Source organism: uncultured Jatrophihabitans sp. (assembly GCF_964252635.1).
GTDB lineage: Bacteria > Actinomycetota > Actinomycetes > Mycobacteriales > Jatrophihabitantaceae > Jatrophihabitans.
Genome location: NZ_CAXUNP010000002.1, coordinates 44242 through 57106 on the forward strand (window position 1 = coordinate 44242; position 12865 = coordinate 57106).

Below are 12865 nucleotides of genomic sequence, written 5' to 3' on the forward strand. Positions count from 1 at the left end.
TGACGGTGAACGGCAAACTTCGCCGTCGCCGCTGACGTGGCACGACAGAATCACTGCTGACTCGGACCAGCGATGACCCTGGAATTGACTCAAGGCTCGGCCCAGGCGTGGATGTCGGAACTGATCGAGAGCTGGGATGTCGACTCGCTCGCGACCAAGATCGTCGAGCGCGACATGGCTATTGCCTTCGCCGATCGCTCGAACGACCCGAGATTCGCTGAACTGCTCCGCAGGAGCGCCAGCAGCAACATCGACGTGTTGTGCCGATACTTCTCCGGCACCATTTCCTTGGAAAGCATCCCGCTGTCTGAGCAGGTTGAATTCGCGCGTGAGCAGGTCAAGCTAGGTGGCTCGCAGAACGTTCTTCAGCGGTCCTACCGGATCGGGTTGCAGACCATTGCGTCGGATTGGTTGGCCCTGCTGGCCCAAGAAGTGACTCATCGCCACCTGGGCGCCGAAGAGGCAGTGTCCGCGATCACCGTCAGCGTCGAAAAGCTACTTCAGTTCACCGACGTGGTTCTGACGAAGGTCGCGTACGAATTCGCCGAGCACGAGGCGCAGCTGCGGCGGACTGGTGAGCAGGTGAGACGGCAGATCGTACTTGAGCTGGTCGAGCGCGACGGTCCGATCGAGACGGCCGAACTGCTGACTGTGCTCGGTTACGACGTGTCCGGTGCACATCTCGCGGTAGAAATTGCCGGCATCACGGCTTCCGCTGCGCACGGATTGATGAGCGAGCTGCGCCGGGCGGGGAAGTCGTCCAACCAGTTGGTGCTGGCCCGCCGGATCGACCACCTCATGCTCTGGCTGTATCAGCCGCGTGCCTGGAGCGAGGAGGCGATCTCCGCCGTCGTCGAAGCGTTGACAGCCCGAGGTGTCCTCGCGACGGTGTCTCGGCCCGCGGCAGGCCTTGAGGGGTTGCGAAGCAGCTATCGCGAAATTTCGGAGATGGAGACGCTACGCGCGTTCGGATCGCCTGCCGTTCCCCAAGTGATCAGCTACGCGGACGTTCAGCTCGACTTGCTCCTGCTACAGCAACCTGACGCCGCTCGTCGCTTTGTCGAAGAGACGTTGGGGTCTCTGGCCGACGACACTCACGTCTCGGCCAGGCTCCGCGAGACGTTGGCCGCTTCCTTCTTGTATGCATCCCATGTCCAGGCTGCTGAGCGTCTGGGCCTGCACGAACACACTGTAAGAAACCGGCTGCAGCGTGCGGAGCAGATCCTCGGCAAGCCCGTCTCGGGGCGTCGCGTCGAGATCCAGGCTGCGTTGCGTCTGCACGCCATCCTTCAACCCTCCGCCGTGTGAGGTTACTTGCGCCGGTTTCGGCTGGCGCAACTTAGCTTGCTGTCCGTCGCCTGCTGAGTCCATGGTTTCCGCACGTCAACGCGCCCGATCGTTGGCGAGCCGACGGCTCATGCATCTGTCGCTTCCAGACAAGTGTGTGATCCCGATTCCTTCGGTCAAAGGTGAGGTGTCCGCAGCTCGTGACCAATCATGGAACGCGCAACGCCGACAGTGCGATCGGCCCAACATCAGCACGCCGGGTCTCCAACGAACCGGGTGAACTACGGGCGCTGCTGATCGGCGTGCTCATCGTCGTTTCCCTCGACACCGAGTTGCTGACCGTCATTCCGCTGCTGCGCAACATCGAACACGAGTTTCACCTGTCTCTGACGCAAGGCGCGTGGGCGTTGTCCGCCACCGGGATCGCTGCCGGTGCGTCCATTCCTCTTCTCACGCGACTGGGGGACATCTACGGACTGCGTCGACTGCTGTTGATCACCCTGGCCATCGTCACGATCGGCAACATTATTTGCGCGGTATCGACCGGGCCGGTGATGTTCATTATCGGCCGCTCGGTGGTCGGTGTGAACGCCGCGCTACCCCTGTACTACGCGGTACTACGGGCTGTCAGCCCCAGCCAGCAGGCTATCGACCGGTTCGTCGGCGTGATGACAGCGGCCATCGGCGTAGCCGTCAGTGTGTCTTTCCTCTTGGGCGGCATCATCGTCAACGCCGGCGGGTCTGCGCGCACAACATTGTGGATCATCGCCGGGCTTTCGACGCTCGTGCTTGCCCTAGTGGCAGTGATGGTCGACGAGGTTCCGATTCGGGTCGTCGCCGCAGTCGACTGGCTCGGTGGGTTACTGCTCGCCGGCGGCTTGGCGCTTCTCGTGGCAGGCATTGGTCAAGGCAACGCCTGGGGCTGGAAGTCGGGCTCGGTGACCTCGATGTTGTCGGGCGCCGTCGTCCTCCTCGCGGCCTGGGTCGTCTGGGAAATGCGCTGCCGGCACCCTCTCATCGACCTGCATACGATCTTCCGCCGGGACATGTGGCCGGCCTTCACCGTGGCTGCGCTCGCCTTCGTGAACGGCGTGAACTCTCTGCTGGTCATCAGCACATTCGTGCAAACACCGCCGGTGGCGGGGTACGGCTTCGGCGCTTCGGTGCTCAAGACGACGGTGTACCTGCTTCCCGCCAGTGTCATGATCGCATTCGGCGGCCGATTAGTGACTCCACTCGTGGAACGTTGGGGCGAGCGAACGATGATCCTCGTGGGCGGAGGCATCGGGGCGGCCGTGTTTCTCTGGTTCTCGATGGCCGACTGGTCGAAGGGCGAGTTCGTTTTCTTCTCTTTCATGCTCGGCGCGGTGTACGCGGTCCTATGTACCGCGGGTATCACCGGGTACCTGCGGGCAGCCCGGCCGGGGGAACAGGGAATGGTTACCGGCGCCGCTCGATCCGCAGCGAGTGCGATCGGCGCCATCGGCCCGGCTCTGATCACCGCCCTTCTCACCGCGTCCTTCGTCCCGAAGACCCCCATACCGGAGAAACATAACTACGGCCACGTGTGGTTGATGATGTTCATTGTCGCACTCTTGATCATCATCTGCGGATTCTTCCTGCGGGAGTCGAAGTTCGATCAGCGCCCTACGGACGACGTGATCGACACCCGGTTGCACGAGGCCTCGAGCTAGACAATCTTACCAAGGATGAGGTGCACCATGGATGCGACGTATAGGGTCACGGACCTCGTAGGAACGAGCAGCAACGGCATCGACGACGCCATCCGCTCCGCGGTCGCGCGCGCCAGCGAAACCTTGCACCACATCGACTGGTTTGAGGTTGTCACCGTCAGAGGACGGATTCACGACGGCTCTGTCTCTCAGTACCAGGTCGAGGTCAAAGTGGGGTTCCGCCTTGACCCAACGTCATGACATGCGGCGGCGACCATGACCATGTCACGGGACTTGGCCGATCAAGCCGCGCCACTTGATGCCTTGCTGGTGCAGGCGGCGTTGGGCACAACCCGCCGCTTCAGGCCGGACTCGTCTGCCATCCGATTTGTCGGCGCGCTGACGAGGCATCCTCGATCCACCGCGAGCCGTTTTCGCGCACTCACCGCCGAGACAGGACGAATCATGGTCGGTGCTTCGGTACTCACCCCGTCAGTTCGCGATCGCCGCTTTACCGACGATGCGTGGTCGACCAACCCGATCCTTCGTCGACTTCTTCAGCTCTATCTGGCGAGCGGTCGGACCGTCGAACAACTCGTCGAACAAGCTAACTTGGATCACCGTGACGAGCAGCGTATTACATTCTTGACAGGCAATCTGATGGCGGCATTGGCCCCCAGCAACGCGCCGCTCATCAACCCGGCGTCCGCCAAAGCCGCTATCGACACCGCGGGCGCCAATATCGTGCGCGGCGCCGCCCAGCTCGTGCGCGATCTTGCTTCCGCTCCTCGCGTCCCGCAGATGGTCGACCCGTCGGCCTTCGAAGTCGGCGTCGATCTCGCTATTACACCCGGCTCCGTCGTCATGCGAACCGAAGTGTTCGAGCTCATCCAGTACGGACCCCAGCGAGACGAGGTCCGCGACGTGCCCTTGCTGTTCGTTCCGCCCACCATCAACAAGTTCTATGCGCTGGATCTAGCTCCCGATCGGAGCCTGGTGGAGTTTCTCCTGCGCGAGGGGCAGCAGGTCTTCATGATCTCGTGGCGCAATCCGGACGCACGGCACGCCCGGTGGGATCTCGACACTTACGTCCAGTCGATCTTGGACGCTCTGGAGACTGTCCAACGTTTGTGCGGCACCGACCGCTCCGCCCTAGCTGGCATCTGCTCAGGCGGGATTCTGGCCAGCATTGCCGCCAGCTTGCTCACTTCCGCTGGCCGCGGCGACAGCCTCGCCGCGCTCCTGTTCGCCGTGACCGTTCTTGACAACGAGAACGCGGGCGTATCAGCCGCCCTCATCGACCCGGCGCTGGCCGAAACAGCGAAGGCAGCGTCGAAAGCCCGCGGATACCTCGATGGGCGGCTCCTGGCAGAGGTCTTCTCGTGGCTTCGCCCGGACGACCTGGTTTGGTACTACTGGGTCAACAACTACCTACTTGCGAAGAAGCCTCCCGCATTCGACATCTTGTACTGGAACTCCGATACCACGCGCATGAGCGCGGGTCTTCATGCCGACTTCATTGATCTGGCGATCAACAACAAGCTCACTGTTCCGGGAGCACTTACTGTGCTCGGCGTCCCGATCGACCTGTCTCGAGTCGAGACCGACAGCTACGTCGTGGCCGGCATCGCTGACCACATCACACCGTGGCGCAGCTGCCATCGCACCACACAGCTGTTGGGTGGGGTGTCTCGCTTCGTCCTCTCCACCAGCGGCCACATCGCCGCGCTCGTCAATCCTCCGGGCAACACGAAAGCCAGTTACCAGGTCAACAAAGGCAACCCCCCTGACGCCGAGGATTGGCTCAGGACGGCCCAAACGGTGCCCGGAACATGGTGGAGCGATGCATCTGCGTGGTTGGCCGAGCGATGCGGTGCCGTACGACCTGCGCCACGAGAGCTCGGTGGTGGCGGTCTCCGACCCTTGGTACCGGCGCCGGGCACCTACGTGTTCGACTCGTGAGCGCGCTAGGTCGGTCGGCAGGCACCGATTTCTTCCGCATAGCCGAGCAGCTCACCGATCAGGAGAGGAGTTACTGGATTCGAGCACGCGACTTCGTCGACGACGAGGTCCTACCCGTCATCAACCAGTATTGGGAGGACGCCGAATTTCCGAAGTCGCTCGTCGAGCGTCTCGCGACCTTGCAACTCGTGGGTGACGGTATCGACGGCTACGGATGTCCGCAGATGAGCCCTCTTGCCTGCGGGTTGATCCACATGGAGCTCAACCGCGGCGATGGCAGTCTCGGCACGTTCCTCGGAGTGCAGGCAGGTCTTGCGATGCAATCGATCGCGATCCTCGGATCGGAGGAGCAGAAGAGACGATGGCTGCCCGGCATGGCGCGTCTTGAGCGCATTGGTGCGTTCGCACTCACCGAACCGACACATGGATCGGATTCGGTAGCGCTCGAGACCACTGCTAGTCGACACGGCGACTTCTGGGTGCTCGAAGGCGTGAAGAAATGGATCGGAAACGGGACCATCGCGGACCTCGCTGTTGTGTGGGCTCGAGACGATGGGGACCACGCGGTGAAGGGCTTCGTCGTCGAGACCGACACCCCCGGGTATTCCGCTCGCCGCATCGACGGCAAGGGTGCGCTCCGTGCGGTGTGGCAGGCGGAGATACGGCTGGATCACGTTCGTGTCCACGAGTCTGATCGTCTACCAGGGGCAAGAAGCTTCAAGGACACAGGACGCGTCCTGGCAGGCACGCGCAATACGGTCGCGTGGGCTGCATTGGGCCACGCGACAGCCGCCTACGAGATCGCGCTTCGATACTGCGGCGAACGCCGCCAGTTCGGCCGACCGCTAGTCGGTTTCCAGATCGTTCAGGAACGTCTGGTGAACATGCTGGCCGACGTGTGTGCCATGCAGCTGTATTGCTTACGCCTGGCCCGTCTCACCGAGGAAGGCAACCTGACCGACACGATTGCCGCGCTCGCGAAGATGAACAATACGCGCAAGGCCCGAACGGTCGTCGCGCTTGCCCGCGACCTGCTGGGCGGCAACGGGATTCTTCTCGACCACCACGTCATGCGGCACATGGCAGATCTTGAAGCGCTGCACACATATGAGGGCACGGAGACCATCCAAACTCTCATCGTCGGAAGGGACATCACCGGTGTCGGGGCTTTTGCGTGAGGTAGTGCACGTGGACCTCTCCTCAGTACGCCTGCGCGCCCGCCTCGCCGGCGATCCGAGTCGACGTCCCCCGCTGCTCATCATCAGCGGCATCGGCGCGGGCCTGGAGATGGCGGCGCCGTTCGAACACGAACTCAATGAGTGCGGCGTTCGTACAATCAGCTACGACGCCCCGGGCGTAGGCGAATCCACCGCCTACCGTTGGCCACGTCGCATGCCGTCCGTCGCTCAAACCATCGTGGAGTTGCTCGACGCGCTTTCGGTCGACGTTGTGGACGTCTTTGGCGTGTCTCTCGGTGGCGCCGTCGCGCAGCAGTTGGCACGCCAGGCATCACATCGCGTACGGCGACTCGTGCTGGCGGCAACTGGCCCGGGAGTCGGTGGTCTGCCCGGCTCGCCTCGCGTGCTCTGGTCACTGGCTACCCCACGCCGCTACTACCAGCCCGACTACTACCGGAGAATCGCTGGCACTACCTACGGCGGGATCGCCCGCAGCGATCCCGATGCGTTGCTCTACGGCTCTTTGGCGCGTTTTAGGGGTCGACCGACAGCGAGCGGATATTTCGCGCAGATGTATTCCATCGCTGGCTGGACCAGCATCCCCTGGCTCCGGCACGTCCAGCAGCCGACACTCGTTCTCGGCGGCGATGACGATCCCATTGCGCCGCTCCTCAACAGCCGCATTTTGACGCGACTCATACCGCACGCACGTCTCATCGTGATCCCGGGCGGCCACCTGTTCGTTCTCGAGCGGCCTGCCGCGGTTGCGCGCACGGTCGCGGACTTCCTCACATCCTGAAAGGAGGTTGGACCATGACAGCGAGCGACGAGTCCCTGTGGCCGAAGTCTTACGCGACGCCTGCCGACCTGGAGCTGATCGAACAGGTCCCACTCGGAGCGCGCGGATTGCCGCGGACGACCTACGACGTCCTGTTGGAGGCCGCGCGTCGTTGGCCGGATCGGGTTGCTCAGTCCGTGCTACCCAACGGAGCACGTTGGAAGCACCCCTCTCGCCGGACCTTCGCCGAGTTGCTTTCCGACGTACACCGCTTCGCCAACGGACTTCGTCGCGCCGGCGTCCGTCGCGACCGTCCGGTGGGGCTCATCTCGCCGAATTGCGAAGGACTGATCACCGCGACTCTGGCCGCAGAATTGGCCGGCATCGCCGCCCCGATCAACGGAAGCCTCCGACCCGAGCACATCGCGCATATGCTCGAACTTCTTGGTGTCCGAGTGTTGGTCGCGGCAGGCCCGAGGCTTGACTCGGCCACGTGGCGAGCGTGTACGGATCTGGCGAAGAGTGGTCAGATTGACGCAGTGGTGCGCCTGCATCCGACGGGCGAACCAGATCCCGCCGAGCTGTGGGCCCATGGTGGAGGACCCGACCTGGTCATGAGCGATCATGTTTTCGGCGGTGATTGTCCAAGTGATCGGTTCGAAGGAACCGTGCCCGCATCCACAGATATTGCTGCTGTCTTCCACACCGGCGGAACAACCGGCGTGCCGAAGATGGCCGCTCACACCCACGCCAACGAGGTCAGTGACGCCTGGATGTTAGCTGCGAACACGACACTCGGCCCCAGGGACACCGTATTCGCCGGGCTGCCACTCTTCCACGTCAACGCTCTCATCGTGACGCTGCTGGCCCCGATCATGCGCGGCCAGCACAGCCTGTGGGCCGGCCCATCGGGCTACCGCGACGCTGACATGATGAGTGACTTCTGGCGGATCGTCGAGCACCATCGGATTAACTCGATGAGTGCGGTTCCAACTGTGTACAGCGCATTGGCCCGCGTTCCGGTTGACGCAGACATAAGCAGTCTGCGGTCTGCAATTGTTGGTGCATCCGCCCTTCCCCCGGGTATTCGCGCGACATTCGAGACCGCGGTAGGCGTGCCCCTCATCGAGGGTTATGGACTGACCGAAGCAACGTGCGCGAGCGCCCGCAGCTTCGAGGGCATGACCCCAACAGGTGCCGTAGGACAACGACTGGCTTACCAGCGTGTCAAGGCAGTGCAGATTGACCAGGATGGAGCATGGCAGGACCTGGTGCCGGGAAGCGTAGGAAGTCTGGTCATCACGGGACCGACCGTGTTCCCTGGGTACGTCGTGGGCCGGAACCGAGATGGCCTCGAACTCGACGGCGCTGGAAAGCTGGTCAACGGCTGGGTCGACACCGGAGACCTGGGCCGGGTCGACGATGACGGATTTGTCTTCTTGACCGGTCGGGCCAAGGACCTGATCATCCGCGGAGGGCACAATATCGATCCGCGCACCATCGAGGATGCTTTGCTCTCACATCCGGATGTCGTGTCGGCCGGGGCCGTAGGACGACCCGACCGGCACTCGGGCGAAGTGCCGATCGCGTATGTCACTGTGGATACGAACGTGTCCGAGGACGAGCTGCTGCAGTGGGCCGCCCAACACGTCAGTGAGCGCGCGGCCGCACCCAAGGCCGTGCACATCATGGACACACTGCCGGTGACGGCGGTCGGTAAGCCGTACAAGCTGGCTCTTCGCGCTGATGCCGCGCGTCGAGCGATCTGTGTCGCGCTCGCCGGGCTCGTCCCGGAGTCGTCCGTCACCGCCGCAGTGGACGAGGGGCAGGTCGCTGTGACCATCACGCTCAGGACCGGGGTCGACGTTGCCAGTGTAGGAGCGTGCCTCAACGACTTTGATGTCGTGTGGCGGGTGGTGACACAGACGACTGCGCCGCCGCTCCTCTGACGAGCTCGGTTCACGGCGGCATGTCTGAGTACTGCCGATCGGCGGTCCGGACCATGACACCTTCGTCGAAGTAGGCGTCGAAGATTTCACAGTGACCGCCCTCGCACTCGGGCTCCGGTCGGACGACGCTCATTCCGTGAGTAGCGCGATGCGAAGGAGCGCAGGCGATGTCCACCACCGAGGCTGAGGCCGGGATCGATAGTGAGGCGTTCAAGCATGTGGTCGGCCACCTGACAAGCGGAGTCACTGTGGTCACCGGGGAAGCGAACGGCACGCGTTTTGGGATGACGGCAAGCTCGGTGACATCGCTGTCGGTCAAGCCGCCGATGATGCTCGTGTGCATTAACCGCTCCGCACCAACCGCTGATGCGATCCTGCGTGCGCGCTACTACACGATTAACGTTCTCGGGGTAGGCCAAGAGGATCTCGCTCGGCAATTCGCGATACCCAGTCCGGACAAGTTCCGCGGCGTCCGTGTCGCTGAAGGCCGCCTCGGAGGCCCCGTGCTCTCGGACGCATTGGCGTCCATCGAGTGTGAGGTGGAGGACAGCGTAACTGCTGGGACGCACGCCATATTCATCGGACGCGTCGCCGATGCGATCGCACGGGTTGGCGAACCGCTCGCATATTTCCGAGGCGGCTTCGGGCGCTTCCAGCACGTTGACGATGAGGATGGATATCGCGCCATCCGCGGAATGATCCTCGGCAACCGATGGGGTTCCGGCGCCAAGCAGTGCGACGAGATCGCCGAGACATTAGGCATCGAAGCTTCGGTCGTCTTCCATGCTCTCACTCGTCTAGGGACAGACGGCTTGGTCGCCTGGGACCCCAACCGCGGATACGTGCTCACCGAGCTCGATCCGCGGCTGGTCGAGTCCGCCGCAGACGCACGCTGCGCGATGGAGCTCGGCGTGGTCGACGTCTCACTTCCGCAGGCAGACGACGCGGAGATCGCTGAGGTCCGCCAGAGGTTCGACGAGATGGAGCCCTTGCTCGTCGCGGACCAATTCCTGGACATCGATGCGTTTTTCGACGCCCACGCGGCTTTTCACCGAGCGATCATGGCGCTGTCACGTAACACGACGCTGGTCAGCGCTTTCGACGGACTCGATCTTCAACAGCTAATGGTGCGAGGTCTTCAGGGATCGCACGACACCTCGGATGCTTTCATCAGGGTCCAGGCCGACCTCATGGTGGCTTTGGAGGGACGCGACGTATCTGCGGCGCGTCACGCCATCCTTCGCTACGCGAATATGGTGAGAACCCGGGTGCGCTCGCTGTTGCCGCTTACGTCCGATTGACGACCGATGCAATACACCGTCTCGGCGAGCAGGGAAGCACGCCGAACCGCACCCGGGCAGTCCGAGACCTCGGCCGGCAGGGCCTAGAATGAATGGCTCGCTTCAGATTCTTGAAGTTCTCGCCGGCGTGCAGCAGCCAGCGAGTCTGGACTGCCTCGTCGACAATCTCCATTGGACAAAGTCGCGGACCTACCGAGCCTTACGCTTGCTTCAGCAAGACGGCTACGTGGATCACTGCGGCCGTCGCGGCTACCGGCTAGGCGCTCGCGCGATAGCGCTGGGCACGTTGGTCGGACCACGACCCATCCTCCGCAGCCGCGTTGAGCCTGTACTGACCTGGCTTGCCAAGTTGACTTCGACTCCTGTCGGTCTTCATCTGCGAAGCGGTGACCACTGTGTCCTCATATTCAAAGCTGAGCCAGGCCTTAACGATCGCCACGTCAACGCCGTCGGCGAACGCATCCCACTGACACGCGGTTGCGCGGGTCTTGCAGTGCTGTCCCGACTCTCCGACGACGAAGTCCGCGCCGTCCTCGGACGCCTGCCTGCATCGGAACGCAAGCCAACGGCCGAGGCCCTCGCCGCCATACGGCGTAGGGGTTTCGCTCTGGGCACTGACCTCGACAACAACAGCATCGCGTCGGCCGTACTCGATCCTGACCTTGGTACGCCGCTCGGGGCGATCTCTCTCCTCGTTCGCGGGGACACGGCGTGTCCCTCTATTGCACGAAGCCTCGCGCCCCCTCTTAGCGCCGCGTGCGCGCGCCTCGCGACACAGATCTCACGTCTGATCGGGTCGGAGACGACTCTGCGTGACCCCGCGACCGAACATCGTCGCGGCCGGTCTGAAACAGACGGCTACGAACTAGGCGAGTTGGCACACTGAGAAGATTGGCGTGGGGACCGAACTTGCACACGGAAGTGAAAGGGCTCATGCGTTCTTCGAAGCCGTTCGCCGAGATCCGGAGAAACTCAAGTTTGATCCCGGTTTCATCGATCATGACCCGGGGCCAGGTCAGCCATCTGGTGGCCAGGGGTTGGCCCGGTTCTCGCGCAAATTCGAGAATGCCTTTAGCGATGCCACCAGGACCGAAGCGCAGACGATCGTGACACAAACCGACGAACTCGGACTGATGAGCCAGCTCGGCCTCGTCGCCGGCCCCGAGCGGTGAACTTCAGCGCCAGCTTTGCATAACGGATGCTGTCACCCGCAGCAGGCCGTTCTCACCTCTCGGTACAGACTCCTAGGGCTCGCAACGGCCTAAGTTCTACGTATGAGCAATTCGACGCCGACGGGCATGCGCGTCACCTGGTTCTCCGAAGCCACCCCGTTTGCACCGCCGGATCATCACGCAGTGCGCGCACTGCTTCTACGAGGCGGAGATGCTTTTCGCGGCGAGAGCATGGTCATTGGGCTTTCCCACTACTTGCCCGGCGGCGAGGCCGAGACCGAACCTGAACCTGCCGACACTGCGTACGTCGTCGTTAATGGTGAATTGGCGATTATCGGAAACGATGTCGAGAAAACGCTTCGATCCTTCGATTCCGCGTTCTTGCCGGCAGGCGCTCATCGCCGCGTCATCAACCGAACGAATGTCCCCGCAAGCATGCTGGTCATTAGGCCGGAGATCGACGTACGCGAGGGGTGACTTCATCAAGTGCAGCTACAAGCATGCGATGGCGCAAGACTTTGCTGGTCAGCGCACGCCGCATCAGAGGGCGCTGACGCGTAGCCAATTGCTAGCAATGCCAAGGGGGTCTGGTGGCGACGAAACATGACGAGATCGTTCTACGCCCGATCGAGCTCGTTGTCGGATTCGATGGTTCTCCGTCGGCTTGCAGCGCGCTCGAGACGGCAAAGAACCTTGCTCTAGGCCGTAACTGCTCGATCACGGTCGTATACGTGAGCGCGCCCACGGCTATGGACAGTCTCGCATGGGAACCAGGGACACCGGCTCTGCTAGACGCACGTCGTCACAACGAGGACGCGATCAGCCAAGAGCTGCAGGAGGTCGCCTCCTCCGTCATCGGTGCGGCAAACCTAAATTGGCACTTCAACCATCGCAGGGGGACTGTAGGACACGAGCTTGTCGGCGCTGCAGACGAGATTCGTGCCGATGCGCAGGATCGCGCGCGACCCCGGATCATGGTTCTTGTCGGAAGTACTGATAGGTCTCGTGACCGCCTCTTCGGCTCGATCCCGCATGGGCTGTCCCGGCAGAACCGCTACGCCCTGGCGATCGTGCCCAGCGATTGATTGGGCTTGCCTCCGCCCGCCACAACCACGGCGGTTAGCTTTGCTGTCGGCGGTTCTTGAACTGCTGGGGGAGAGGTGATGGCGGGGGCCTGGTTCGAGGTTGGCGTCCGGACGACTGGTCTTGGCTTCTTATTGCCGGGCTGTGGGGTGACGCCGTGCCGGACTTCGGATCTGATTTGCGGCAAGCTCGAAACGAACGATCAGACAGATGGCAATCTGCACCGAACCCGGGGCGATTCACGAATCAGGATAGCAGGCGGGCTGATGCGTGCAAAATGCGTACAAGATCAAATGTAGCTAGACGTCGCAGGCCTTCAATCGGGCCAAGAGCCCACGTCCATCGGCCCACGTTTGGTGCCCCCGGCAGGATTCGAACCTGCGCTCCCGCCTCCGGAGGGCGGTGCTCTATCCCCTGAGCTACGGGGGCCGAACCGGCCGGGTGCGTGTCGTCACGTCCGGCCTGAGGCCCGGATCAGCTTA

12 protein-coding genes and 1 tRNA gene are annotated in these 12865 nt (G+C 62.8%); 12 read left to right on the forward strand and 1 reads right to left on the reverse strand.

The window, feature by feature from the left end:
* The first annotated feature begins 72 nt into the window (after positions 1-72).
* The 12 genes from ACFFCA_RS01180 to ACFFCA_RS01235 all read left to right on the forward strand — a co-directional run bounded on the left by ACFFCA_RS01180 (position 73) and on the right by ACFFCA_RS01235 (position 12385).
* Positions 73-1308 (forward strand): PucR family transcriptional regulator, encoded by a 1236-nt coding sequence (locus ACFFCA_RS01180; RefSeq protein ID WP_375481087.1) that lies wholly within the window; start codon positions 73-75, stop codon positions 1306-1308.
* Positions 1309-1487: 179 nt separating this feature from the next.
* Positions 1488-2981: an MFS transporter gene (locus ACFFCA_RS01185; protein WP_375481088.1), complete on the forward strand. Its 1494-nt coding sequence runs from the start codon at positions 1488-1490 to the stop codon at positions 2979-2981.
* A 27-nt stretch (positions 2982-3008) separates the two neighbouring features.
* Positions 3009-3221, forward strand: a complete 213-nt coding sequence (locus tag ACFFCA_RS01190; protein WP_375481089.1) for a dodecin — start codon at positions 3009-3011, stop codon at positions 3219-3221.
* 33 nt (positions 3222-3254) lie between these two features.
* Positions 3255-4922, forward strand: coding sequence for a PHA/PHB synthase family protein (locus ACFFCA_RS01195; protein WP_375481090.1), 1668 nt, complete (start codon positions 3255-3257; stop codon positions 4920-4922).
* Complete coding sequence (locus ACFFCA_RS01200; RefSeq protein WP_375481091.1) at positions 4919-6100, forward strand: acyl-CoA dehydrogenase family protein; 1182 nt, start codon at positions 4919-4921, stop codon at positions 6098-6100. The genes ACFFCA_RS01195 and ACFFCA_RS01200 overlap by 4 nt, the downstream gene beginning before the upstream one ends.
* Before the next feature lie 10 nt (positions 6101-6110).
* Positions 6111-6899, forward strand: a complete 789-nt coding sequence (locus tag ACFFCA_RS01205) for an alpha/beta fold hydrolase (RefSeq protein WP_375481092.1) — start codon at positions 6111-6113, stop codon at positions 6897-6899.
* 14 nt (positions 6900-6913) lie between these two features.
* Positions 6914-8827 (forward strand): acyl-CoA synthetase, encoded by a 1914-nt coding sequence (locus ACFFCA_RS01210; protein WP_375481093.1) that lies wholly within the window; start codon positions 6914-6916, stop codon positions 8825-8827.
* A gap of 167 nt (positions 8828-8994) precedes the next feature.
* Complete coding sequence (locus ACFFCA_RS01215) at positions 8995-10128, forward strand: flavin reductase (RefSeq protein WP_375481094.1); 1134 nt, start codon at positions 8995-8997, stop codon at positions 10126-10128.
* Positions 10129-10216: 88 nt separating this feature from the next.
* Positions 10217-11014, forward strand: a complete 798-nt coding sequence (locus ACFFCA_RS01220; protein WP_375481095.1) for an IclR family transcriptional regulator — start codon at positions 10217-10219, stop codon at positions 11012-11014.
* A gap of 10 nt (positions 11015-11024) precedes the next feature.
* Positions 11025-11300, forward strand: coding sequence for a hypothetical protein (locus ACFFCA_RS01225; RefSeq protein ID WP_375481096.1), 276 nt, complete (start codon positions 11025-11027; stop codon positions 11298-11300).
* A 102-nt stretch (positions 11301-11402) separates the two neighbouring features.
* Entirely contained in the window at positions 11403-11777 is a 375-nt protein-coding gene (locus tag ACFFCA_RS01230; RefSeq protein WP_375481097.1) for a cupin domain-containing protein, read from the forward strand.
* Between the two features lie 113 nt (positions 11778-11890).
* A complete protein-coding gene (locus tag ACFFCA_RS01235) occupies positions 11891-12385 on the forward strand; it encodes a universal stress protein (RefSeq protein WP_375481098.1) in 495 nt (164 codons plus the stop codon).
* A gap of 352 nt (positions 12386-12737) precedes the next feature.
* Here the strand turns inward: ACFFCA_RS01235 and ACFFCA_RS01240 are convergent.
* Positions 12738-12812: transfer RNA gene (locus ACFFCA_RS01240), tRNA-Arg, on the reverse strand.
* Between the last annotated feature and the right edge of the window lie 53 nt (positions 12813-12865).